Here is a 22,681-nt window from a genome sequence, read left to right on the forward strand (position 1 = left end):
CACCTCATGCGGTTGGCTGGCTCATGACCTTGCGTTCTTCTTCGGTAAGGATCGCGAGTACGTCGGTGGTCTTGCCAATCTGGACGATCTTACCGCCCCGCATGAGTGCCAGCCGGTCGCAGATGTCCCGGACAAATTCCATGTCATGGGAGACCACGATGAACGTCTCATCCATCTCCTCCCGGGAGTGCATGATGGAGTGCTTCACATCGATCTTGGTGATCGGGTCCATGGTACCTGTTGGTTCGTCAAGGATCACGATCCGTGGTTCGCGGATCAGCACCTGAGCGAGGGCGACACGGTGCCTCTCACCTTCGGAAAGCTGACTTGGCATACGGTCGAGGATCTCCTTGCTCTTCTCATCGGTAAACCCGGCCATCTTGAGGGTGACGAGAGCCTTGCGCATGGCGAGTTCCTTGGGGAACTCGAGGCCGATCGCATCGGTAAGGTTGTCCAGGACTGTGCGGTGGGGGAAGAGATCGTACTCCTGGTGGAGGAGCCCGATGTACCCCGTGGCCCTGCCACGTTGCTCAATGCCCGGCTTGGTCATGTCGATCCATTCCTCGCCGATACGGACGTTAATCTCCCCGCTTGTCGGCTCAATAAGGCCTGCGATGATACCCGAGAGCGTAGTCTTGCCGGCCCCGCTCTTGCCTATGACACCGAAGATCTCCTTTGTATAGACCTCGAAGGAGACACCATTGACCGCCTTGACCACACCACGGTCCACCGAGATGTAGCGCTTGACCAGATCCCTTGCTACAACAACTTTGTCCCCGAGTTCAGCCTCCTCGAATTTTTCGGTATCATCGCACCCCTTCATGAACTCCTGGATCACCTCTTTCGGACTGCCGATCTTTGCTATTATGCCATTCTCCAGCAGGATGGCTCGGTGTGCGACATCTTCAATTACCTGGGAAAAATGCGAGGTGACAATGATACCCATATTATTGGTCTTTGCCGCATCGATCAGCATCGCGTGAACCACCCTTGCGGTCCCGGGATCGAGCGTGCCGGTAGGCTCATCGGCGAACAGCATGAAAGGCTCTTTTGCAAGCTGCCGGGCAAGTACCACCCGCTGCTTCTCGCCACCCGAAAGGTCCCGGGCGATGTGCATCATACGGTGGGATAGTTTAACCTGATCGATGAGATCCGCAGCCCTGTTGATTGCCTTATCCTGGGGGTAGTCTATATCGTCAAGTGCGTGAAGGACATTTTCGATGACGCGGTCATCACCATAAAGGGCGAAGGTGCGCTGGAACATGATCGCAGTCCTGCGCATGAGACGCCGCCTCAGTTCTTCATTCGTCTCGTTCCAGAGGTCCACGTTGAGCGGTGAGAGCGTTGCACCACAGCGGGGACATGGCTTTCCTGCAGAACTGCCCACGTCCATATAACTGCATCCGCCGCATGCTGCTACGTGGTAGATGATCCGCCCGCTGGTCGGGGGCTGCTCAACCCCGCGGATGAGGTGCATCAGGACCGTCTTTCCGGCGCCGCTCCTGCCGATAATCCCGAGGATCTCCCCCTCGCCAATCTCAAAGGAAATATTCTTGAGAACCCTCTCGCCATCGAAATCCATGCAGAGGTTGTCGACCGTGATCAATGGAGCCTTCATAATACCCTTGTACCTAATGTGAAAGAGGTGTCATATTACCTTTTATATGATGCAGCTCAGCCGTCACGATCGCTAATGGTTCCGGACCTGAAGCAAAGCCTGAACAATGCCCACCACATCGCTCACGTTATTCACTACATGGTTTGCAACCCTGTACAATTCTTCCGGGCGATCGCCCGGCTGCTGGATAGTAAGGATAGCAATGTCGGCAGTGCGCATGGCGGCCAGATCGTTGATCCCATCCCCTACCATGAGCACCGTATCGTATTCCTGCCGGAGATCGTTGACGATCTGGGCCTTGACGGTGGGGGTAGCGACACCATAGACCCGGTCTCTCGGGATCCCGAGGTGATCGGCCATCTTTTCGAGTTTTGTGACCCGGTCACCGGAGGCGATGAACATCGGTACGCCCATCCGGTGGAGCGAGGTAACCACATCTTTTGCCCCATCAAACGGCCAGCCGCCGGCAGTAATCGTGAACTCGACGCTCCTGTCTGCCATGTTGATGATCGCGCCGCTGTTGAGCGTGAGCACGGATTCGGCTTTACAGATCGACCACACGTTCCTGATGCATTCCTGAAGATCGCTCACCCGCGCGTGTTCGTCGGTATAAAGGACATCCCCGATATCTTCCGCTGTGATGATCTTACGGGTGCAGCTCACACCGAAACTGACATTTTTCGCGATAAGATATTCTGAGAGAAGCCTGTCACCACCGGCTGCCATGAGATCCTTGGAATGGACAGGGAGGACGATGAGCACACGATCCGGGGAACTGAACGTGAGTGTGGTTGTCTCGATACCCGGGAGCAGTTTTTTGTTGGCAATATCCTTTGCAACCCGATAGGTATTCAGCAGCGTTCCTGCACTGTCAAAGACTACTGCGACCGACATCGATCCTCCCGGCGCCCGCTTCCCGTGACAAACTCTATGTATTTCCCTTTACATTGATTCATTGAAGCTGATGTCCGTATTTGAAACCGCAGAGAAGATAAAGAGCATGGAGATCCGGGGAGCCGGGCGGATTGCCCGGGCAGCTGCCGAGGCCCTCAGGGACCATGCCCTGTCAGTACAGGCGCCGTACCATGCCGCATTCCGGCAGGAGATGGAGAAGGCCGCAGCAATACTGGTTGCAACCCGTCCGACTGCTGTATCACTCCCGAATGCCGTGCATTTTGTCATGACAGGGCTCACCGGAGTAAAGACCACGGAAGAGGCGAGATCCGTTGTTGTCCAGCGAGCCGAGCAGTTCATCCAGTCGTCACAGCATGCCGTGGAAAAGATCGCGGGTTTCGGTGCCCGCCACATCCGGGATGGGGATACAATTCTGACGCACTGCAACTCTGAAGTTGCGCTCGGCTGCATCATCGAGGCCCACCGGAGCGGCAAGGAGATCGAGGTGTTTGCGACGGAGGTACGCCCGAGAAACCAGGGGCTTATCACGATCCGGACCCTGAACGATGCCGGTATAAAAACGAATTTCATCGTCGATTCGGCCGTGCGATCCTTTATCCACGATGTAGATCTCGTGATCGTGGGAGCCGACGCCGTCACCGTCAACGGGGCAGTAGTGAATAAGATCGGCACATCGCAGGTGGCACACACGGCAGCCGAGGCGCGGGTGAATGTGATCGTGGCCGCAGAGACCTACAAGTTTGCGCCGCGAACTATCGTCGGGGAGCTGATCCAGATCGAGGAACGGGCCCCGGGTGAAGTGCTTGCAGACGAGATTGCAAGGACCCTTCCCCATGTTACTGTGCGCAACCCGGCATTCGATGTAACTCCTGCGGAATATATCGATCTCATTGTTACGGAGCAGGGAGCAATCCCGCCTCAGATGGCGTATGTGATCATCCGGGAATACCTTGGCTGGGATATCGGGGAGTTCCATTCGTCCGCTGCCCTTCACAACGGGCAGGATGATTAGCAGGAAAACTTTTCACTTCCAACGGGCACAAAGTGCCGATGCCTTTATGGAAAACCAGAACGCTGAATTATATAACAGGACCGTTCCCGGGGAATGATAACCCTCCGGGAAAAAGAACTACCAGAGGCCTGATATGGAGATACCCTTCACCAAACTGCATGGCAACGGCAATGACTTCATTATCATCGATGAATACGAACGCGTTATCATCCCGGATGAGATGAAGGGGCAGTTCGCTGCAATCTACTGCGACCGGCGTTTCGGTATCGGAGCCGACGGGGTCATATACATTTCAAAATCCGCACAGGGCGATCTGAAGATGCGCCTGCTCCAGCCGGATGAGAGCGAGGCGGAGATGTGCGGCAACGGAATCCGCTGCGTTGCCAAGTATGCGTTTGATGCCGGGTACGCAAAGGAGTCGTGTACGGTCGAGACCCCTGCCGGGGAGATCGGTGTTGCAATGGGGTACCGGGAGGACGGGTTTATGGCAACCATAACGATGACTACGCCGAAGTTCGACCGGCAGGATATTCCTGCAACCGGTACAGGTGAGTACCACGAACGAATCGGGGAATATGATGTCTACGCGACCAATACCGGTGTCCCCCACGCAGTGATCCTGGTGGAGGCCATTGACTCCGTGGATGTTGCGGCGGTTGCCCCGGCAATCCGGCACCATGTCTCCTTTCTAAAGGGGGCGAACGTGAATTTCGTAGAGAAGACCGGCGATGACAGCATCCGGATCCGCACGTTCGAGCGTGGTGTCGAGGAGGAGACCCTCTCCTGCGGGACCGGTGCAACGGCATCGGCGGCAATTGTTCACCGGCTCGGCCTCACGGGAGATGTCGTGCAGGTGGAGACCCGTGGTGGTCCGCTGGTCATTTATTTAAAGGACGGGGCAAAGATGGAAGGTCCTGCGACCACGGTGTTTACCGGGAGTATACCGTTCTGATTTTTCAGGATTTTTAGCAGATTTCGCCCTCTTTTTATCAGAGTTCCACGGATGCCGGAATCCTATATTGTCGTGTCGTGCAGCTGCGATCCTAAAACCAGGCCAAGGGTTGAAGCCAGGGTCATGAGAATTTCAATCTCGGTATCTGCCCACATGCGTTCAGTTGTGCAATCGGAAAAACCGATGAAACCCCAGTATATTCCATTTACCTGTATAGGGACAACGAGGATCGACTGGATGCCCATTTCATCAAGCATCTGGCGTTCAGGGCCGGAAAATCTGCTTTTCGGTCCTGCTACCCAGACACCGGTAGCCAGTCTTCTGGACCAGTTCCGGGAGAACCGCTCGCCACATTCGTGGTGTTGTTCCGGCAGTGAGTTCTCATATGAGTGCCTATCCCAGCGGAATTTTCGCTCGGGCCGGTGTTTTTTTGACGGGGGGAAGGTGCGATCCTCGTAAATATAGGCAGCATCTGCATCGATCGCTTCACCAACCGTTGCCAGAACGCGGGGTATTGGATCCGCGAGTCGTCCAGTAAGGAGAAAGCCTGACGCCACAGCGAATCCATGAAGGACGCGATCCCGTTTATGGGCTGTCTCTTCAGCTTCTCTTCGTAATGTGATGTCGCGTGAAACGTTGTAGACTTCAATAATAGTGTTCGACTTATCGCCCCGGATAATATGGCTTATTGACTCAAACCAGAGATAATGACCTTCGCGATGCCTCACACGGAAGATCAGTGTGATTGTATCAGCACCGGATAATGCGGTATCTACGGCCTGCAGGATAATCGGATGGTCATTGGGATGAATGAACTCAAGCATATTATGTCCCGTGAGTTTTTCGGGATCATATCCAAGGATTGCACGGACTGCGGGGGATACATATTTTAACCGCAGTTCCGGAGTATGGACGTTTATGATATCGAGAGAATTTTCCGCAAGCATGCGGTACTTGTACTCGCTCTCCCGGAGCCTTTCTTCCATTTCGTGGCGGGCAGTCGCATCCCGGATGGAGATGATATTGGCAGGCTCTCCTTCATAGATAATCCTGTTCCCGAGGGTCTCAATATACATCTTTCTTCCCCGTGCAGTGATCGCGGAATATGTCCGTGAGATGCCTTTCCTGTCCGGGCTCATACCAGAAAAATCGCGTCTGACAGCATCCAGCGAATCCGGTGCAACAAAGTCAAATATGGTCAAAGGGAGGGAAGCAGATGAGCTGTCGATTTCGAACATGGTGAGGGATGCATGATTTGCAGTAATTATCCTCCCCTCAAAATCGGTGATGATAATTCCGTCCAGTGATGATTCTGCAAGAAGCTGGTACCGTGTGAGATCAGCTTCAAGCCGGGCCTCTGCGCTCAAAGAAGCCCTCTCTTTTCGGGAACTCATTATTTTAGTAATCGGGATTCCGGAGATTTAATGGTTACATTTTTTATTTTCATGCCCAAACTGGAGCCGGGATAGATCCTGCAGGAAAAAACTGCCATACGGATCGTAGTATCAACATTCCACATTCTGTCCTGAATACCTACGTTCAGTCGCCGGATCTTCTTCCGGTAATGTCCCTGGACACATTCAGGAACTCCCGGATCCGCCCGGTCTTTTCATCCCGGATAATTTTTGTTGAAGATTCGAAGAGAAGATAGTGCCCGTCCCGGTGACGAAACCGGAACACCGATGTCTTGGTGTTGATGCCCTGCGTGGGAATAGCGACAAGTTCACGTTTTACCCGTTCGAGATCCTCCGGATGGATCAGCTCGAGCATGGACCTGCCCACCACTTCCCCCTCGGCATAGCCCAGAACCGGTGTAACTGCCGGGGAAACGTAGGTTAAGATGCATTCCGGTGTCTGCCGGCTGATGATATCGATCGAATTTTCAGCCAGGAGCCGGTACTGCCGTTCGCTTTCCCTGATCTTTTCGTCTGCCAGTTTTCTGTCTGTAATGTCCCGGACCGTGGCCAGAACATGGGGTTTTCCCTTGAAATCGAAAAGATGAGCGCTGATCTCCACCGGGATTCTCTGCCGGTCCTTCGTCAGGTGGATCATTTCAAATGTGGCATGGCCTGTGGCACGGAGTGACCTCACATTCTGAGCCATCATGTTGAGGGATTCAGGTGCCACAATATCCTTTGGGGATTTGTTGAGAAGCTCCTCGCGGGAATACTTCAACCTACGGCATGTTACGTCATTTACTTCGATATAGGTGCCGGGCATCCCGCCCGCATCGAACCCGTGAAGGGTGATCATATCATTGGCATTATTGAAAAGTGTCCGGAACTTTTCCTCGTTCTCACGCAGTGCATCATCTGCTTTTTTCCGGTCGGATATATCAAGAGCGGTAACCGTGAATCCCGCGGAAAGATCGCCGTGGTTCAAGGGAGTCGAACAGAGAATGACATCCACGATTCCACCATCTTTCTTTTTCCATGCGGTTTCCACGGAAGCGGTCCCGGTCTTCTTTATCTGGGCCCACATCTGACTACCTGTAAGAGTGAATTGTTCATCGGTCCTGTAAAAGATACGGGTGGATTGTCCGACAAGCACCCCGGCTTCGTAACCGGTCATCCTGCAGAACTGGTCGTTCACCTCAAGCATGATGCGGTTTGCGATCACCCCAATACCGATAGGGGCGACGCGGATAATGCTGCGCAGTCTCGCCTCGCTCTCCTGCAGGCGTTCTTCACTCTGTTTTCTCTTTGTGATATCCTCGAAAAGAACGGAGACTCCTTTCTGCCCGCTGCTAAAAACTGTCGGGGCGATACGGCAGAAAAAGGTTATGTCCTGCTTTATGAGGTGAAGTTCACCTCTGAATTCCGTTCCGGCAAGTCCCTCCTTCAGCCGTACAAGAAGGTCCGGGAATACTTCTTCGAAGAACAGGGCTATGGATGTATATTCTATGTTTTTTCCCATGATCTCTTTCTCACTCACACTCATCAGATCTAGGAAGGGCAGGTTGAGAAAGACTGTACGAAGGCCACTATCCAGCTGCATGACGTATTCTGATGAGATAGAGAGGACTGAAGAGTGCGGTAACCGCTGGGAGATCGAATAGATTTTGGCCATCCCAAAATGGCGCATCTCGACCTGGCCGGAGATGAGCAGGTTGTCCAGGTAACGCCCTGCCGTATTCCTGTTGATACCCCCGCTCCTGACGATTTCAGTGATGCTGAGCCCCTGAGGGTTTTGCTTCAGGAGGTCGATAATCCGGGTAGTGATTTCCCTCCTCAGTGCCATGGATTATCCAATTATTCGGTTCCAGAAGATATATTGATCGCAATTCCGGAATCTTTATGAAAAAATGCTGTGGAGACAGCGATGATTGCCAGAATATATCATACATCTGCAGGCTATGGTCGGGCCCGGATTCCCTCTTCGACAATCTCATATTCAAAGGAGGAGCCTTCCGGCCGGGAACGGTGCTTGACCAGCCGGGCCCTCCGTAATCCGGGCGTCTCGGTCTTCTCGAGCCGGACAATCGCCTTAGAGAGGTGCTCGAGAGCGGTCCCTCCCAGCCCGTAGAAGATGTTTTTCGTGGTGTCCATGTAGACCTGGTTGGTGATGATGACCGGGATCTCGTATCGTTTGGCATACCCGAGCAGATGGATCATCTGCCTTGTCAGTGCCTGCATTGCTTCCCGGCCCCTCTCAAGATCGGTGCGATAGAGAGCGGTGGCAGAGTCCATCACGAGTAGGCCGGTCTTGTGTGCCTTGAGAATCCTCTCAACTTCCAGGATCATGGATCCCTGGTGTTCGAAGTCGACCGGCTCGAACAGGAAGAGGCGTTCAGCGAGTTTTTCCGTATCCGCACCGGCAATCTGCCGGAACCGCTCGATGGAAAATCCTTCGGAATCGATATAGATTACCGCTTGGCCGGCCCGGAGAACAGAAACCGATGCTATAATACACAATGTACTCTTACCGCTGGCGGGCTCGCCAAAAAATTGGGTGACGGTCCGCTCTTCAATACCCCCTCCAAGCAGCTCGTCCAATGCTGCATTCCCGCTGCTCTTTCTGCTGGTTTTCATTTCCTGTCTCCATTCCGGATAATACGTGATGGTATCTGTTGCCTTTTGATCAGGCTGAGCTTCAGAATTATTATCCTCCTCTTTGATATAAAGGCGGGATATTTGCACAACAATTCTTCCGGTTCTGTTTTAGTATAACCGTTGTGTGCAAACACGCCGACTTGGATTAAAGCCAAAGATGAGCCGCGAGGCGAGGAGATAGCAGGTGAAAAGACTTGACTGAACGAAGTGAATAGTTACAAAAAAAGTGATCCATTATCTGAGTTAACGTGTGGCCCCCTCATTTTATCCAGAAAAAATACAATGTACGGCTTTTTTGATCAATATTTGTTGGCAATCGTAAACAAAATATTTAAATATATAGGAACGAAAATTCTTTCCTACAATTTGCAAAAACTTACAAAAGGATCAGGAAGATGGTAATGATGACATTCGTCACGCAGGCAGGCATCGGTTTCCGGGAGATTTCGGATCGCGGCAATGCGGCTTGCAGTCTGATGCCGGAATCCTCGAATGATCAGTGCCACCGGATCGGGACCAATCATTCCCCGGTCTGGCGGGAATCTCAAATTGTGTTCATCACAGGTGAAATGAATGGCTATTGACACAGGAGCAACAGCATGGGTCCTCGCTTCAACGGCGCTCGTCATGATCATGACGCCGGGCGTGGGATTATTCTACGGTGGTCTTGTCCGGAAGAAAAACTTCATCGACATGATCACTCTGTCGTTCGTTGCCTTTGCGCTTGTCAGCATCCAGTGGGTGCTGATAGGGTATTCGCTTGCGTTCGGAAATGATCCGACCAGTCCCCTCAACGGGTTCATCGGCAACTTACAGTATCTCGGACTAAATAACGTGGGCATGGATCCCGGCCCGTACAGCCCGCTCGTCCCGGGAATGCTGTACATGGTCTTCCAGCTCGTCTTCGCGACGGTTACCATGGCAATCGTGACGTCGGGATTTGCAGAGCGGATCAAGTTCAGCTCGTACCTCATCTTTGCGGCCCTCTGGACCACGATTGTCTATGATCCTCTTGCCCACTGGGTATGGGGCGGTGGCTGGTCATCGCAGTTCGGCGCGATCGACTTTGCCGGCGGGACGGTTGTCCACATCAGCTCAGGGTTTGCAGCACTCGCCCTTGCCCTTGTGATCGGAAAACGTGTCGGGTACGGTAAGTACGCTATGGAACCGGCAAATATCCCGTGGTCCATCCTTGGTGCGGCCCTGCTCTGGTTCGGCTGGTTCGGGTTTAACTCGGGCAGTGCAGTTGCAGCAAACGGTATTGCTGTCAACGCGTTTGTCACAACCAACACAGCGACTGCAGCTGCAGCGATGACATGGCTCCTCGTCTCTTGGTATGTCGGCGGTAAACCGAGTTCGCTTGGGTTTATCTCCGGTGCAGTGGCTGGCCTTGTAGCAATCACGCCAGCAGCAGGATACGTAACACCCATGGCCTCCATCGTTATTGGTGCAGTGGCAGGTGCGCTGTGCTACGGCCTGATGCTCTTCCGCCAAAAATGGGGCGTTGACGAGAGCCTCGATGCCTGGGCAGTCCACGGAATGGGCGGTCTCTGGGGCGCACTCGCTACCGGTATCTTTGCAGCGGCAGCAGTCAACGGTGCTTCCGGTCTGCTCGAGGGCAATGTCCACCAGTTCGTGGCCCAGTGTGCCGGTGCCGGTGCAGCCCTGGTCTATGCATTCGTGGTCACCTACATCCTTGCACTCATCATCGACAAAACGATCGGGCTGCGGGTCACTGAAGAGGAAGAATATGTCGGTCTCGACATCTCGCAGCACGGGGAGCGCTGCTAATCCGGAGGGACTATCATGAGAATGATTAAAGCAATCCTCAAACCAGAACGATTCGAATTCGTCAAAAAAGCACTGGAAGACAAAGGCTTCATCAGCATGACCATCACCGAGGTCAGGGGACGGGGAGAACAGAAAGGCATCTCCCTGGAATACCGGGGAGGCCTGATGACGGTCGATATGCTGCCCAAGATCCAGCTCGAGATCGTGGTCAAAGAGAAAGATGTTGACGCAGTGATTACAACCATCAGCGAATCTGCCCGGACCGGGAAGATCGGTGATGGGAAGATCTTTGTCATCCCGGTTGAAAGAGCGATCCGGATCCGCACCGGAGAAACGGAGGTATAACAGGAAACACGTAGACCAGCAGAACCTATCATCAATCTCTTCCCATACCGGTCGGGAGGTTCACCACCCCCCTGGCCGGCTTTTACATGTCGCACTTATATCAGCGCAGGAACTGCCAGAAACGATATGCACTGTAGTATGTCCCGGATTCTTTTATGATGAACAGGAATTATTGCACCTCCGCCTGTTCTATCAGAGTGCGCCGGGATGCCGGGAATCCTCCATCACCTCACTGTCAGGGTGGTGAGTACCTGCCATGAAGATGATCTGGGCCGTGATCCGGCCGGAATCTGCACAGCGGGTGATCACGGCACTTGACCGTGCGGGGATCGGCGGAATGACCCGCCTCCACGTGACAGGTCATGGCAGGGAGATGGGGATCACCCTTGGCTCTGTTCATTACACGGAAATCCCCAAGGAGATGCTCATGATCGTGGTTCCAGACAATGAAGTGGCCAAAGCGGTCATGATTATCCGGACAGAAGCGAAGACCGGTGCAAAGAACTCCCCGGAAGAGGGAACCATCGGTGATGGCAAGATCTTTGTTACGTACGTCGAAGACTCGTTTGCCATCAGAACTGCAGGTAAGGCTGGCGGAATGTCAAAGGCATGAAGCAGATAATCGCTATTATCCGGGACGAACGGGTCGAAGAGACAAAAACTGCCCTGGAAACGATCGGGGTCAGGGGCGTCACGTTCCTGTATGTCACCGGTCGCGGCCAGCAGAAAGGTACGGTCAGTGCCCGGGAACTGGGCGGGGCCCTGAACCGGAACCTCCGGATGCAGCTGACGAGCGCTGAAGGCGCTAATGCGCAGGCCGGCTCCGGAGAAGAAATACCCGGCGACTTGTTTCCGCTGGAGAAAGAATTTGTGCTCGGGTTTTTACCAAAGCGGATGCTCGTCATCATCGCATACGATGATGATGTCAGATCGATCGTTCAGGCAATTGTGAATGTCAACCAGACCGGCCGGCATGGCGATGGCAGGATCTTCATCTGCCCGATGATCAGCGCGATCCGGGTCAGGACCGGTGAGCAGGGCGACAAGGCCCTGTCGTGAACAGATAGGGGCGGTTTTTCCCCGGAAATATCCCGGACCCGGATGAACCCGGGGCGCTCAGCGTGAAGAGGCGGATCAGTTACTCTGACCTGTCTTTGCCGGACTTTTTAGTCCTCACTTCGTTCCACGCCCGCTCCTCCGCGAGCCGGAGCACGTCCCGGACCGGCACGCCGATCTCCGCAGCAAAGTCCCGGGCCGGTTCGAATTCAGCCTTCAGTGTATACACCGAACCGTGCATCAACCCATATTTTACCGGGAGTTTCCGGTGTTTCCCGGAAATTTCGACCTCGACATCGCCAATCGTCCGGCCCGCGATGAACCGGTGGACGGCCGGAATACAACGGATGCCCAGCGTCCCGAGCTCCTGTGCCATTAGTTCGGCAAGCCGGGCGCTGGTGTCCGGCAGGCTGATCACTTTGATCAAAAAGCCCGGCCTGCCTTTCTTCATCACGATCGGTGTTGCACTCGCATCCCGTGCACCGGCATCCATAAACCGGGTAATTGCATCGGCGATCACCTCCCCACTCACGTCGTCCACGTTCGTCTCGAGCAGGTCCACGGTGTCCTCAGGAAGCCCGGCCGCGCCGGCTGAAGCAGCGGATTCGATGGTCTCCACGATCATCGCCCGGAGAACATTGGGCGTGTGCTGGGGGTCCCGGGTACCGGCCCCGTACCCGATCGCTTTGATAGTATATGCCGGCAGGACCGGGGCCTCAACAGCCAGCGTGGCAAATTCCGCAAGGAGGGCAGCCCCGGTCGGCGTACAAAGCTCACCTACATGGAGGCCGGAGACCGTCGCAAGCCCGGAGTTCCGGAGGATTGCCGCAGTTGCCGGTGCCGGGATCGGGAAGGTACCATGTGAACCCGTACCAATTCCGTTGCCAACGGTAACCGGCAGGACCTTCACGCCATCGACCCCGAGCGTATGGAGGGCGGTGCAGGCCCCGATGATATCCGCTATCGCGTCATCGGCCCCGACTTCGTGGAAGTGGACATGGGTCCCGTGCACCTCTTCCTCAGCAGCATTGATCCGATTGAAGACCCGCCGGGCCATCGCGAGCGCCGGCGCCGGTACGTAAGGTGCAGCTTCGTCCAGCCGCTTCAGTACTTCACCGAGTGTCCGATGAGCCGGCGTTGCTTTCGTATCGATCTTGAGCGCCCGGATCCCGGCCCGGGTGACGTGCGTGATCGCCGGCTCTGCCACGACCGCTTTCATCGCACGTATGACAACTTCGCTGTCCGCCCCGCAGTCCAGCAGCGCACCTGTCACCATGTCGCCTGCCGCCCCGTGGAATGGATCGAGTATGAGGACCCGCATTATCAGTACTTATAAATCCCTGCGTATATGACCTTTAAGGTAATGCCTGAAGTGCAATTAAGGGTGGATTCCGCATACCCCGGCGATCAGGGTGGCGGAAAAGCCCGTCTGGATCCCGAGACGATGCTCGCACTCAAGATCTCCCCCGGCGATCTTGTAGCAATCGAGGGAAAGCGCCGGACGGTAGCGAAGGTCTGGCGAGCCCTCGTAGAGGACTGGAACCAGCGCAAGATCCGGATCGACAACTTCACCCGGCTCAATGCCGGCGTCAGTATCGGTGACACGGTCAAGGTCACCAAGATCACCGAGGAGATCGAGGCGAAAAGGATCGTACTCGCACCCCCAGAAGACCTGCCCAAGAAAATCCCGATTGCCAACAACCCGCACGTGGTAAACGGTCTGATCGATTTCCCGATCGCACAGAACGACTCCGTGCCGATCATGCTCGGGCTGCCCTTCATCCAGCCGCAGATCGTGGCTTTCAAGGTCGTCGAAATCGAGCCGGCGGAAGCGGTCATCATCACCAAGAATACCTCCATCGAGTTCTCTGATAAGCCAGCGCTCGGATTCGAGGGGATCAAGCGCTTCTCGTACGAGGACATAGGGGGACTGAAGGACGAGCTACAGCGGCTCCGCGAGACGATCGAGCTGCCGCTCCGCCACCCGGAGCTCTTCCAGAAACTCGGGATCGAGCCGCCCAAGGGTGTCCTGCTCTACGGGCCGCCTGGCACGGGAAAGACCCTGATCGCAAAAGCGGTGGCAAGCGAGAGCGGTGCGCACTTCATCTCGATTGCCGGCCCCGAGGTCATCTCGAAATATTACGGGGAGAGCGAGCAGCGGCTCCGCGAGGTCTTCGAGGAGGCCCGGGAGAATGCGCCCTCGATCATCTTCATCGACGAGCTGGACTCCATTGCCCCCCGTCGCGAGGAAGTGACCGGGGAAGTGGAACGCCGGGTAGTTGCCCAGCTCCTGACGATGATGGACGGTCTCGAGGAACGCGGCCAGGTCGTTGTCATTGGCGCCACGAACCGTGTCGATGCGATCGATGCCGCCCTGAGGCGACCAGGCCGCTTCGACCGTGAGATCGAGATTGGTGTCCCAAGCGAACCCGACCGGATCGAGATCATGAAGATCCACACCCGGGGCATGCCGCTCTCCGAGGATGTAGTTCTGGAAGTGCTCGCCCAGCAGACCCATGGGTTTGTCGGTGCCGATCTTGCCGCCCTCGCCCGCGAGGCAGCGATCCGGGCCCTGCGCCGGTACCTGCCCGACCTGGATCTTGATGCGGAAGAGATCCCGGCAGAAGTCCTGGACAACCTCAAGGTCTATGCCAGCGACTTCCGGAGTGCCCAGCGGGACGTGGGACCGAGCGCGATGCGCGAAGTGATGCTCGAGGTCTCGCACGTGAAATGGCAGAACGTGGGTGGCCTCGAGTCGGCCAAGACCGAAGTCCGCGAGGCGATCGAGCTCCCGCTCACCGACCGGCAGAAGTTTGAGGATCTCGGAATTGTGCCCCCGCGTGGCATCCTTCTCTACGGCCCACCGGGCACCGGCAAGACCCTGATCGCAAAGGCCGTTGCAAGCGAGAGCGGCGCCAATTTCATCCCGGTCCGAGGGCCTCAGCTCCTCTCCAAGTGGGTGGGTGAGAGCGAGCGGGCAGTCCGCGAGGTCTTCAAGAAGGCCCGGCAGGTCGCCCCCTCGATCATCTTCTTTGACGAGATCGATGCGCTCGCACCGGCCCGGGGCACGAGCAGCGACTCACACGTATCCGATAATGTGCTCAACCAGATCCTGACCGAGATGGACGGCCTCGAGGAACTCAAGGACGTAGTAGTCATGGGTGCTACCAACCGCCCGGACATCGTGGACCCGGCCCTCCTGCGGGCGGGACGGTTCGACCGGCTTGTCTACATCGGGGAACCCGGCCCTGGGGACCGGAAGAAGATCATCGGCATCCACACCCGGTTCATGCCGCTTGAAGGCTCAACGTTCGATGAGATTATCCAGATAACCGACCGGTTCAATGAAGATGCGCTCGGGGATCTGACTGAGCATCTCGGGAGGGACAAGACAATCACTGCGGACGATGTGAAAACATGCCTGACTCCTGCAAAGGAGGACAGCGTTGGTCTTCCCCCGGGTGCCCGGAGGAGGCGGTTCCTGGAGATGCTCGATGAGAAAAACATCAGTTTCTCTGATCCGGCCCGGGAACTCCTTGCCACCGACCTCGCCGGCGTAACGGAGGGTTTCGTGGGATCGGACCTTGAGTCACTCTGCCGGGAAGCCGGTATGCTCGCACTTCGTGACGGCGTCTCGACCGTGAGCAGGAAACACTTCGAGGCTGCCCAGAAGAAAGTCCACCCGACTATGAACGATAACCTGCGGCAGTACTACGATAAAATCCAGCAGCACTTCAAGGGCGGGCTGCCAAAACAGGTCCAGCCACCGGAATATCAGTAATTTTTTGGCCGGGATTGGCCGGAGAAGCACAATCTATGCGTTCGACCGGGTTCAACATCATATTTTTCTTTTGCGCAACTCCGCAAGCCGCAATTCCCTTTCTGTCCTTTATGATCCATGAATGGCCTGCAACGGGATATTCCGGGCGTGGTATGCTGGCAGAGGTGAGATGGTTGTGATCCGTATACTGGCGACATCCAAAACCACCGGCGCTCCCTCCCTCCGGTATTCCGGCAGGTACGGGTGCAGGGCCGGTGTCTCCCACCCCCGCTCCCCGGGTCACTTCGCGTTCCTCATCCTCCTCCTTTTCCTCTGTCTGCTCCTTGTTCTCCCTCCGTCCGCTGCACTTCCCTCTGGCACCGGTCAGGTTGGGCCATCCTCCCAGGGCTTCCCGGTGCCAGTGAACTCGTCGGCTGGCAACCAGACACCGGTGCTCCTGAACCCGACGGTCACGCCGCTTCCGGATGTCATCTACCCGTCGATTGCCGAAAACCACCAGCCCGGTACGATCAACAGTTCATTCACGTTCCGGTTCCGGGAAGAGAACATCACGATCCGGGCAAACGTGAGTAGTGCCCTGTATGAGGGGGCGCGGAACGGGATCAAGTATGCAGTCGCACCTCCGGACAGCCCGGTCGAAGAACTGGCGCCTGGCTATTACCGGGCATTTGTCAATGATCCCCGGCAGGAATCCCTGTACGCCAGCCTCCTGCAGCAATTCCGGTCCGTCCGCTCGGAATACAAGCTCACTGACGACGAATACCTCGAACTGATGACCGTTTTTGTCCAGAACCTTCCCTATGACCAGGACGCGGGTCTCCATCCGGATAACCCCCCGCGTTTCCCGGTGGAAACGGTTGTCGATGGCACCGGTGACTGTGATGACAAGAGCGTGCTGCTTGCCGGGCTCCTCTCACGGGAAGGGTACGATGTGGCACTCTTCCTCTTCATCCCCGAGCACCACATGGCAGTAGGAGTCTGGAACGAGAGCTATCAGTACCGGGATACCGGCTACATGTATATCGAGACCACGTACACAGCCCTTGTCGGGGAAGTGCCACAGAAGCTCATCCTGTCGGAAAAATACGAGACAGACGGCCAGCCGGAGAATCTGTCGATCCTCAACAGCACCCCCCTCGTGATACGGATAGGAGCCGGGACAACTCCCTATACAAGCGGAGACGAGACCGGGTTCATTCTTTCCAAACGGCAGGAGATCGATGAAAAGATCGCGGAGCTCCGGGTGAATATGGGCAACTGCACGTACGGGAACACGAGCTGCAATGAGTCCGTCGAACAGGAGTACAACAGGAACGCGGAATTCCATAATTATCTTGTGAGACACCCCTACGACCGGGCCGGCCTGTACCAGTATCTCCATCCGGTTGTTGCGGTAACGGACCGGGGATCAAACTCCACCTGCTCCCCCTGTGTGAACACAACACACCCGCCAGATGCCGGGGCTCATGCAACCGGCTTCGCAGTCTCTTCCCTGTGCCTGCCGGGGCAGGAACTCAGCCCGCTGACCTGTCTCTGGCGGGATCTCAGGCACCTGTTCTCCGCCGGCCCGGTACGGGGCGTTCAAACCACTACACCGGTTTTCCGGTAGTGAAACCTGGTGCCTGACAAGGATTATAACAAAGATACATGCCGGGAAGTCACGTACATTCAACGATCCGTTCTGTCCCTGTACGGAGAAATGAATGGGGAAAAAAAGTGCAGGACCGTTCCAGGGTCCCGTTTTTTGGCACGGCCGGACTGTTTCCGCTATTCGCAGTAGATATCGCTCGCCCACTCTTCGATTACTCTTTTAGGTGGCCTTCCGCCCCGGTGGTGCCGCTGACGGGAGGAGGAACGATCGTTCTCGGTCTCTTCCTCATCGTCGATCCCTTCCTCTTTCTCTGGTGCATCTGCCGGCGTGGGGCTCTCCTGAGGCGGCCTCTGGGGGTGATCCCTCCGGATATGGTGCCTCTGCCCGCCCTGGTGCCGGCGGCTGCGATCATTCCGCTGGCCGCCGCCCTCCCGGGATTGCGGGGACTGCTGGGACTGCGGGGGCCGGGCTGCCGGTGTCTGCGTCTGCTGAAGTTCGTCTGCCATATTGTTCAGACTGATTAATCGGGGCAGGATACAGAAATAAGTTGGCATGTTCATGGGATATCCCGGAACCCGGGGTCCTGCATTGCCGGCACCTGCCTCTGCATGATGAACACCTATATACATCAGCGCCCAACTTTTTACTGCGAAAGGCAGTACCCATGTCCAACGTCACCACGCTCCTGGATGCAAAAAGTGTTCCCGCGGCCAAACCCGCACTCATCTGTCCGTCACGGAACGAGACGTACAGCTACGGTCGTCTCCGCGATGAGATGGATCGCATAGGTCTCGGTCTCCGGAATCTCGGCGTGAAGAAGGGCGACCGGGTCTGCATCTATCTCGACAGCTCGCCTGAATACCTGATCAGCTACTTTGCCCTCTGGCGGATTGGCGTCGTGGCCGTACCGACCAATATCGTGTACCGGGGCGATGAGCTCCTCCACGTGCTCAACGATGCCGGTGCCTGTGCCGTCATCACGGACTGCCAGGGAGAGGCCGTGATTAGTGGCATTCGTGCACGGGTCCCCGGCCTCTCCCATGTCATCTGCATCGGGGGTGCCAGCGGGAATTCTGTCAGTTGGGAGTCGTTTCCCCCTGCCCCGGAGAATATGCGGTCGGAAAACTGCTCTACCGAGGATCTCTGCCATATTCAGTACACCGCGGGCACGACCGGAAAACCGAAAGGAGCAATGCTCACCCACGGCGCCTGGATGACAGCCCTCGACACCGAACGCGATGCCCTCCGGCTCCGGCCCGTGGATGTGTACCTCGGTATTTACCCGATGGGGCATGTCGGGCTGTCGTGGGGGCTTGCGGTGATCCGGGCCGGGGGCACTTACGTGATGATGGAGCGGTTCGAACTTGAACGCTACCTTACGCTCGCTGAGCAGTACGAGGTAAGCGTGCTTGCCGGTATGCCCCCGGTCATCCATTCGCTCGTTCACGCAGTACCCGGCACCGAGCAGCGTCTCCGGCACGCCCGGGTGATCATCTCGGGTGGCGGTCAGCTCCTCCCGGCAGTCTGGGCCGCTTTCGATCACCGCTACCATATCCCGGTCGCGAACTCGTACGGTCTCTCGGAGACGATCGTGATCGGGGCAGGTACGACCACCCTGCCCGAATACACGCACCTGACAAAAAATTACCAGAGCGTTGGCGTGGCGGTAGGATATACGGAACTCCGGATCGTGGACACTGAGAATCCGGAAAAGGAGTTGCTGCCGGGCGAGAACGGGGAGATTGCTCTCCGTGGCCCGGCAGTGGCAAAAGGGTACTGGAACCTGCCGGAGGCGACCCGCGATGTATTCCGGCCGGACGGCTGGTTCCTGACCGGGGATATCGGGAACCTCGATACGGACGGGATCCTCTGCATCACCGACCGGAAGAAGGACATGATCATCATGTCCGGCTGGAAGATCTATCCCACGGAAGTGGAGAATGTCCTCATCCGGCACCCGTCCATTGCGGATGTGGCCGTGTTCGGTGTGCCCGATGAGCGGAGAGGGGAGGTCCCTGTTGCAGCCGTAGTGCCAAAACCCGGTGCTTCTGTTACCGGGCCGGTGCTTGACATTTACTGCCATGAGCATCTTGCGGGATACAAGGTGCCCCGGGAATTTTTGTTTGTTGACTCGCTGCCCCGGGTCCATGGATGGAAACTATTGCGCAGGGATCTCCGGCAAAAGTTCGGCGATTCGCGCTCCTAATCCGATTTGGGGGGGATATTCTGCGACAAAACCGGCCGGATCCCCACAAACCTTTTAAGCAGATATTAAATAATACTCTCAAGTGCATAGCCGATGGTAGCCCCGACTGACACCAGAAGCCATATTCAGGACATCCCGATCAGCGGGAGGGTCAAGAAGCGGACGACCGGTATCGTAGGTCTTAACCTGCTGCTCGATGGCGGGTTTCCCGAGGGCACCCTCGTCATGATTTACGGGACGCCGGTTGCAGGGGTCGACCTTGCTGCCATGCAGTTCTGGAAGGCTGAAGGCGGGGAAGAAGGCACCTACTTCATGAATGACGGCGATGTCGATGTCGGCATGATCGATGCCGTCGAGATGCACCCCGAGATGTACCTGACCCAGATGGCCGGCAGCAGGATCGTTGTGGACTCGCTCTCTGCCATTGTCGTGAAGTACGGCATTGACGGGGCCCTCAAGTTCCTGCGCCTGGCCCGGGAAGAGATGAAGAAACGCGGGGCAAATCTGATGTTCATTGTCTATACCGGCATCCATACTCCCATGGAAATGACCAAACTGATGCGGGCAGCAGATGTGGTAATCGAGTATAATACCACGATCCAGCAGTCAGAGATCGAACGGACGCTTGCGGTACACAAGATCAAGGATGCGGCTGCACCGCAACGCCTGCTGCCTTTTATCATCACCGATAAGGGCATCGAGGCCTCGACAACATCGAGAGTGGTGTAATCTTTTTTTTTCAAGATTTTTTTGTTTCTCAATACTGAATTATGGGCAAATAAAAAAATGTAATGTTAAAAAATATCAATCGAAAAAATCACAACGCAATCCGGACTTCCTTTGCCGCATCGCACATGTTCTTGAGTTTCCAGTAGGCCGCTTCCCGGCTCCGCATCCGCATGCCGCAGTCCGGGTCGATCAAGAGGATCTTTGGATCGAAATATTCCACGGCCTTCTCGATCCGCTTCCGTATCTCCGGTACGCCATCAATGTCCTCGGAGGATGAGTCCACGCACCCGTACCCGAGCATCTTCCCGGTGAGGTCCCGGCGTGAGATGATGTCGAGGTTCGCCTGGTTGTTCGAGAACTCGAAGTCGAGCACAGTGACATTGTACTTCAGGATCTCATCGATCACGTTCGCGATGTTCCCGCAGACATGCAGGCAGGCAGGGATGTGGACCGAAGATGCGATCATCTCCACTGCCTGTTTCCCGATTGCGAGATCGGCGATGCCGGTCGAGAGGATCGGCTCGTCGATCTGGAGAAGAGTGACGCCGGCGGCCTCGAGGCTCCGGGCCTCAACGATGAGGGCAGCGGCGAGATCGAGCGCGAGCTCCTCCTTGTTCCGGTACATGGGGGTACTGAGGTGCAGCCCGTGGGCGAGCGTGGAGGGGCCGGTGATGATCCCCTTCACCTTCGGGAACTTTGAGAGGGCATATTTCGTGTCGGCCGCCGTGATTGCACCTGAAGCGGGCTGGATCTTGCCGATCACTTCCTGTTCGCGCACGCCCGGGAGTTTCGATGCAAAGGTAGTGATCATGTCCCCCCGGACCTGGCCGTCGGAGATGATATCGATGCCGGCCCCAATCTGGTCGGCAACCGCAGTCTCGACCGCGGAATGGAGCGGGTCAAAAAGGCTCCGGAGGCCGCCACCTTTGACCACGGGATAACTGCCCACGACCGTTGTAGCCAGTACTTTATTGATAAAATATGCTTTGGACATGAGAAATCCCGGCCTTTTTCGTTACAGATCGATTGCTTTGCAAGGAAAAATAGTTCGTGGTCAGGGGACCAGCCGGTGCATGTCGCGGGGGAAGAGGACCGCTTCCCGGACATTCCCGAGCCCGAGCATGGTCATGACAAGGCGCTCGGCGCCAAGGCCCCAGCCCGCGTGCGGCGGCATGCCGTACCGGAACGGGCGGAGGTAGAAGTCGAAACTCTCGGGGTTGAGGCCTTTCTGTGCGATCTGCTTCACCAGTTTGTCGTAGCGGTGCTCCCGCTGGGCCCCGCTCGAGAGCTCCATACGCGGGTGCATCAGGTCGAACGCCTTGCAGATCGATGGATCGTTCTCGTACTGCATCGCATAGTAGGGCCGGATCTCGCTGGGCCAGTCCACGATGAAGTAGTGACCGCCCATCTCGGCTCCGATCGCCCGCTCGGCCGCCGGGCTGATGTCGTCGCCGTACTTGATCGGATCCGCGATCTTCTTCTTTGCGATCTCGATCGCCTCGGTGTAGGGCAGCCGGGGGAACGGAGCTTTCGGGAGGATGAACTCGGTGATCTCGAGATTCGCGAGCTGTGTGGAGCATTTCTGATCTACGTACGCGTAGGTTTTCACGATTAGGTCTTCGAGGATGCGCATGACCTCGAGGTGGTCGGCGAACGAGACCTCGATATCGATACTGGTTGCCTCGTTGAGGTGCTTGGTGGTGTTGTGCTCCTCGGCCCGGAAGATCGGCCCGATCTCGTACACCTTCTCGCAGCCCGCCGACATCATCATCTGCTTGTAGAGCTGCGGGCTCTGGTTGAGGAACGCCTCCTTGTCGAAGTAGGCGATGGGGAAGAGTTCAGTGCCGCCTTCGGTAGCAGCGGCCACGATCTTGGGGGTGGTGATATTCGTGAACCCGGCATCGTGGAAGTACTGGTTGATCGCGTGGAGCGCGGCGCTGCGGATCTCAAAAACCGCAGCAACGCGGGGTCTCCGCACATCGAGAAATCGTGAATCGAGCCGGGTGTCCATCTCGGCCATGACCTTCTCGGTGACATCGAGCGGCAGCGGCGTTTCGGCAAGGCTGATGATCTCGATCGTCTCGGGCACGAGCTCGCGGCCGCCCGGGGCCTTGTCGATCGCCTTGACCGGGCCGGTGACCCGTACTACCGATTCGCGGGAGACTGCTTTGACTGCTGCAAGAACGGCTTCCGATACTTTCTTCTTCGGTATGGTCACCTGGATGATGCCGGTCCGGTCGCGGATGAGCATGAAGGCGAGGCCGCCGAGGTCCCTGACCTCGTGGACCCAGCCGCAGACCTCCGCCTGGCCGCAGTCCGGTGTGACTGACTGGATGGGTATGCGCATTGAAAATCCTATAACAATGGGCCGGGGGGGATTATGGAGTTTTTGGGGAAACAGATGCTCCGCTCAGGAGCATCAGGCTTGAGAAGAACCTAATGGGTTCTTCGATTCTGCTGTTCCCGAAGGGAAGAGCAGACTGAAGTGGAATTCATCAGAATTTCTTCGATGAGGCTCCCAGGAACGGAGGTTCAGGCCGGGGAAGTCCTTCGCAGAAATATCTACGGCCAGTTTCCTTGAAGGACTCTCATGTCAGAAAAGACCTTCGTAAGAATATCTTCAACTAATAATA

At 56.4% G+C, this 22,681-nt stretch carries 19 protein-coding genes; 10 read left to right on the forward strand and 9 right to left on the reverse strand.

What is annotated here, in order from left to right:
- Window positions 1-4: 4 nt before the first annotated feature.
- On the reverse strand, window positions 5-1,618 hold the full coding sequence (gene atwA / locus ABSE13_RS04495) for a methyl coenzyme M reductase system, component A2 (RefSeq protein WP_424027300.1): 1,614 nt from the start codon (window positions 1,616-1,618) through the stop codon (window positions 5-7).
- A gap of 72 nt (window positions 1,619-1,690) precedes the next feature.
- Window positions 1,691-2,512, reverse strand: a complete 822-nt coding sequence (locus tag ABSE13_RS04500; RefSeq protein WP_424027301.1) for an HAD family hydrolase — start codon at window positions 2,510-2,512, stop codon at window positions 1,691-1,693.
- A 70-nt stretch (window positions 2,513-2,582) separates the two neighbouring features.
- On the opposite strand from ABSE13_RS04500, the gene ABSE13_RS04505 reads away from it, so the two are divergent.
- Together ABSE13_RS04505 and dapF are read left to right on the forward strand one after the other, a co-directional pair.
- Entirely contained in the window at window positions 2,583-3,545 is a 963-nt protein-coding gene (locus tag ABSE13_RS04505) for a ribose 1,5-bisphosphate isomerase (protein ID WP_424027302.1), read from the forward strand.
- Between the two features lie 133 nt (window positions 3,546-3,678).
- Complete coding sequence (gene dapF / locus ABSE13_RS04510) at window positions 3,679-4,497, forward strand: diaminopimelate epimerase (protein WP_424027303.1); 819 nt, start codon at window positions 3,679-3,681, stop codon at window positions 4,495-4,497.
- 62 nt (window positions 4,498-4,559) lie between these two features.
- Here the strand turns inward: dapF and ABSE13_RS04515 are convergent, their stop codons facing one another.
- From ABSE13_RS04515 to radB, 3 genes are all read right to left on the reverse strand, one after another.
- A complete protein-coding gene (locus tag ABSE13_RS04515) occupies window positions 4,560-5,891 on the reverse strand; it encodes a PAS domain S-box protein (RefSeq protein WP_424027304.1) in 1,332 nt (443 codons plus the stop codon).
- A 145-nt stretch (window positions 5,892-6,036) separates the two neighbouring features.
- Complete coding sequence (locus ABSE13_RS04520) at window positions 6,037-7,737, reverse strand: PAS domain S-box protein (RefSeq protein ID WP_424027305.1); 1,701 nt, start codon at window positions 7,735-7,737, stop codon at window positions 6,037-6,039.
- 113 nt (window positions 7,738-7,850) lie between these two features.
- Entirely contained in the window at window positions 7,851-8,528 is a 678-nt protein-coding gene (radB, locus tag ABSE13_RS04525) for a DNA repair and recombination protein RadB (protein ID WP_424027306.1), read from the reverse strand.
- Between the two features lie 594 nt (window positions 8,529-9,122).
- Between radB and ABSE13_RS04530 the strand changes: the two genes are divergently transcribed.
- The 4 genes from ABSE13_RS04530 to ABSE13_RS04545 all read left to right on the forward strand — a co-directional run bounded on the left by ABSE13_RS04530 (window position 9,123) and on the right by ABSE13_RS04545 (window position 11,744).
- A complete protein-coding gene (locus ABSE13_RS04530) occupies window positions 9,123-10,340 on the forward strand; it encodes an ammonium transporter (protein ID WP_424027307.1) in 1,218 nt (405 codons plus the stop codon).
- A gap of 15 nt (window positions 10,341-10,355) precedes the next feature.
- Complete coding sequence (locus tag ABSE13_RS04535; protein ID WP_424027308.1) at window positions 10,356-10,685, forward strand: P-II family nitrogen regulator; 330 nt, start codon at window positions 10,356-10,358, stop codon at window positions 10,683-10,685.
- Between the two features lie 256 nt (window positions 10,686-10,941).
- Window positions 10,942-11,298: a P-II family nitrogen regulator gene (locus tag ABSE13_RS04540; protein WP_424027309.1), complete on the forward strand. Its 357-nt coding sequence runs from the start codon at window positions 10,942-10,944 to the stop codon at window positions 11,296-11,298.
- A complete protein-coding gene (locus ABSE13_RS04545) occupies window positions 11,295-11,744 on the forward strand; it encodes a P-II family nitrogen regulator (protein ID WP_424027310.1) in 450 nt (149 codons plus the stop codon). The genes ABSE13_RS04540 and ABSE13_RS04545 overlap by 4 nt, the downstream gene beginning before the upstream one ends.
- 79 nt (window positions 11,745-11,823) lie before the next feature.
- On the opposite strand, the gene larC is transcribed toward ABSE13_RS04545, so the two are convergent.
- Window positions 11,824-13,062, reverse strand: coding sequence for a nickel pincer cofactor biosynthesis protein LarC (larC, locus tag ABSE13_RS04550; protein WP_424027311.1), 1,239 nt, complete (start codon window positions 13,060-13,062; stop codon window positions 11,824-11,826).
- 42 nt (window positions 13,063-13,104) lie between these two features.
- Here larC and ABSE13_RS04555 point away from each other — a divergent pair, with 42 nt between their 5' ends.
- Window positions 13,105-15,522, forward strand: a complete 2,418-nt coding sequence (locus ABSE13_RS04555) for a CDC48 family AAA ATPase (protein WP_424027312.1) — start codon at window positions 13,105-13,107, stop codon at window positions 15,520-15,522.
- Between the two features lie 169 nt (window positions 15,523-15,691).
- Window positions 15,692-17,131 (forward strand): hypothetical protein, encoded by a 1,440-nt coding sequence (locus ABSE13_RS04560; RefSeq protein WP_424027313.1) that lies wholly within the window; start codon window positions 15,692-15,694, stop codon window positions 17,129-17,131.
- Window positions 17,132-17,289: 158 nt separating this feature from the next.
- Here ABSE13_RS04560 and ABSE13_RS04565 read toward each other — a convergent pair whose 3' ends face one another.
- A complete protein-coding gene (locus tag ABSE13_RS04565) occupies window positions 17,290-17,619 on the reverse strand; it encodes a hypothetical protein (protein WP_424027314.1) in 330 nt (109 codons plus the stop codon).
- Between the two features lie 158 nt (window positions 17,620-17,777).
- On the opposite strand from ABSE13_RS04565, the gene ABSE13_RS04570 reads away from it, so the two are divergent.
- Together ABSE13_RS04570 and ABSE13_RS04575 are read left to right on the forward strand one after the other, a co-directional pair.
- Complete coding sequence (locus ABSE13_RS04570; RefSeq protein WP_424027315.1) at window positions 17,778-19,319, forward strand: class I adenylate-forming enzyme family protein; 1,542 nt, start codon at window positions 17,778-17,780, stop codon at window positions 19,317-19,319.
- A gap of 93 nt (window positions 19,320-19,412) precedes the next feature.
- Entirely contained in the window at window positions 19,413-20,048 is a 636-nt protein-coding gene (locus ABSE13_RS04575; protein WP_424027316.1) for an RAD55 family ATPase, read from the forward strand.
- 88 nt (window positions 20,049-20,136) lie between these two features.
- Here the strand turns inward: ABSE13_RS04575 and ABSE13_RS04580 are convergent, their stop codons facing one another.
- Both ABSE13_RS04580 and aspS read right to left on the reverse strand, forming a co-directional pair.
- Window positions 20,137-21,042 (reverse strand): methionine synthase, encoded by a 906-nt coding sequence (locus ABSE13_RS04580; RefSeq protein WP_424027317.1) that lies wholly within the window; start codon window positions 21,040-21,042, stop codon window positions 20,137-20,139.
- Between the two features lie 60 nt (window positions 21,043-21,102).
- Entirely contained in the window at window positions 21,103-22,395 is a 1,293-nt protein-coding gene (gene aspS / locus ABSE13_RS04585) for an aspartate--tRNA(Asn) ligase (protein ID WP_424027318.1), read from the reverse strand.
- Window positions 22,396-22,681 lie beyond the last annotated feature (286 nt).

Origin of the sequence: Methanoregula sp., from assembly GCF_049518935.1 — an archaeon.
Lineage (GTDB): Archaea > Halobacteriota > Methanomicrobia > Methanomicrobiales > Methanospirillaceae > Methanoregula.

What these genes read in the sequence shown, in the direction of transcription:
- ABSE13_RS04540 (WP_424027309.1), top strand. Translation starts at nt 10,942, where the DNA reads ATGAAGATGATCTGGGCCGTGATCCGGCCGGAATCTGCACAGCGGGTG.
- radB (WP_424027306.1), bottom strand. Translation starts at nt 8,528, where the DNA reads ATGAAAACCAGCAGAAAGAGCAGCGGGAATGCAGCATTGGACGAGCTG.
- ABSE13_RS04555 (WP_424027312.1), top strand. Translation starts at nt 13,105, where the DNA reads ATGCCTGAAGTGCAATTAAGGGTGGATTCCGCATACCCCGGCGATCAG.
- ABSE13_RS04560 (WP_424027313.1), top strand. Translation starts at nt 15,692, where the DNA reads ATGGTTGTGATCCGTATACTGGCGACATCCAAAACCACCGGCGCTCCC.
- ABSE13_RS04570 (WP_424027315.1), top strand. Translation starts at nt 17,778, where the DNA reads ATGTCCAACGTCACCACGCTCCTGGATGCAAAAAGTGTTCCCGCGGCC.
- aspS (WP_424027318.1), bottom strand. Translation starts at nt 22,395, where the DNA reads ATGCGCATACCCATCCAGTCAGTCACACCGGACTGCGGCCAGGCGGAG.
- ABSE13_RS04545 (WP_424027310.1), top strand. Translation starts at nt 11,295, where the DNA reads ATGAAGCAGATAATCGCTATTATCCGGGACGAACGGGTCGAAGAGACA.
- ABSE13_RS04535 (WP_424027308.1), top strand. Translation starts at nt 10,356, where the DNA reads ATGAGAATGATTAAAGCAATCCTCAAACCAGAACGATTCGAATTCGTC.
- dapF (WP_424027303.1), top strand. Translation starts at nt 3,679, where the DNA reads ATGGAGATACCCTTCACCAAACTGCATGGCAACGGCAATGACTTCATT.
- larC (WP_424027311.1), bottom strand. Translation starts at nt 13,062, where the DNA reads ATGCGGGTCCTCATACTCGATCCATTCCACGGGGCGGCAGGCGACATG.
- ABSE13_RS04565 (WP_424027314.1), bottom strand. Translation starts at nt 17,619, where the DNA reads ATGGCAGACGAACTTCAGCAGACGCAGACACCGGCAGCCCGGCCCCCG.
- ABSE13_RS04500 (WP_424027301.1), bottom strand. Translation starts at nt 2,512, where the DNA reads ATGTCGGTCGCAGTAGTCTTTGACAGTGCAGGAACGCTGCTGAATACC.
- ABSE13_RS04520 (WP_424027305.1), bottom strand. Translation starts at nt 7,737, where the DNA reads ATGGCACTGAGGAGGGAAATCACTACCCGGATTATCGACCTCCTGAAG.
- ABSE13_RS04580 (WP_424027317.1), bottom strand. Translation starts at nt 21,042, where the DNA reads ATGTCCAAAGCATATTTTATCAATAAAGTACTGGCTACAACGGTCGTG.
- ABSE13_RS04530 (WP_424027307.1), top strand. Translation starts at nt 9,123, where the DNA reads ATGGCTATTGACACAGGAGCAACAGCATGGGTCCTCGCTTCAACGGCG.
- ABSE13_RS04515 (WP_424027304.1), bottom strand. Translation starts at nt 5,891, where the DNA reads ATGAGTTCCCGAAAAGAGAGGGCTTCTTTGAGCGCAGAGGCCCGGCTT.
- atwA (WP_424027300.1), bottom strand. Translation starts at nt 1,618, where the DNA reads ATGAAGGCTCCATTGATCACGGTCGACAACCTCTGCATGGATTTCGAT.
- ABSE13_RS04505 (WP_424027302.1), top strand. Translation starts at nt 2,583, where the DNA reads ATGTCCGTATTTGAAACCGCAGAGAAGATAAAGAGCATGGAGATCCGG.
- ABSE13_RS04575 (WP_424027316.1), top strand. Translation starts at nt 19,413, where the DNA reads ATGGTAGCCCCGACTGACACCAGAAGCCATATTCAGGACATCCCGATC.